Source organism: Streptomyces sp. NRRL B-24572 (genome assembly GCF_002156145.1).
In the GTDB taxonomy this organism is placed as follows: Bacteria; Actinomycetota; Actinomycetes; order Streptomycetales; family Streptomycetaceae; genus Streptomyces; species Streptomyces vietnamensis.
In genome coordinates, this window is sequence record NZ_MWIG01001011.1 from 1 (window position 1) to 654 (window position 654).

At 72.5% G+C, this 654-nt stretch carries 1 protein-coding gene; it reads right to left on the bottom strand.

Annotated features, from left to right (window positions below; all coding sequences use genetic code 11):
- Positions 1–144: 144 nt before the first annotated feature.
- On the bottom strand, positions 145–654 hold a 510-nt coding region (locus CCN56_RS39515; protein ID WP_143664808.1), incomplete at its 5' end, for a DUF445 domain-containing protein.

Below are 654 nucleotides of genomic sequence, written 5' to 3' on the forward strand. Positions count from 1 at the left end.
TCGGCACCGCCTACGTCGCCGCCTTCGCCGGGTCCCACCCGCTCGCCAAGAAGATCGGCGCCTGGCCCGCCGTGTTCTCCGTCGCCGGGGGCATGGCCGCCGCCTCCTGGGCCGTCACCCGCGGGAAGTAGCCGGTAAGCGGCCTCAGCCGCCCACCGCCTGGCTCACCGTGTAGATCAGGAGGCCCGCCAGGGCGCCGACCACCGTGCCGTTGATGCGGATGAACTGGAGGTCGCGGCCGATGTTGGCCTCGATCTTGCGGGAGGTCTGGGTCGCGTCCCAGCCGGCGACCGTGTCCGTGATCAGGGACGTGATCTCGTGGCGGTACGTCGTGACCACGTACGCCGCCGCGTCTTCCGCCCAGCCTTCCACCTTCCCCTGCAGCCTCGTGTCCGTCGCCAGGCGCGTGCCCAGGGAGATCAGGGAGGCGCGGGCACGGAGGCGGAGCTGGCTGCGGTCGTCCTCGGCCGCCGCGATGATCAGGGACCGCACCGAGGCCCACGCCGAGGCGATGATGTCCTGGACCTCCGGGCGTGCCAGGAGGTCCGACTTCAGGCGCTCCACGCGCGCCCGCGTGTCCGTGTCTCCCTGGAGGTCCGTCGCGAAGTCCGTCAGGAAGCGGTCGATCGCGCCGCGCGCCGGGTGCCCCGGCAT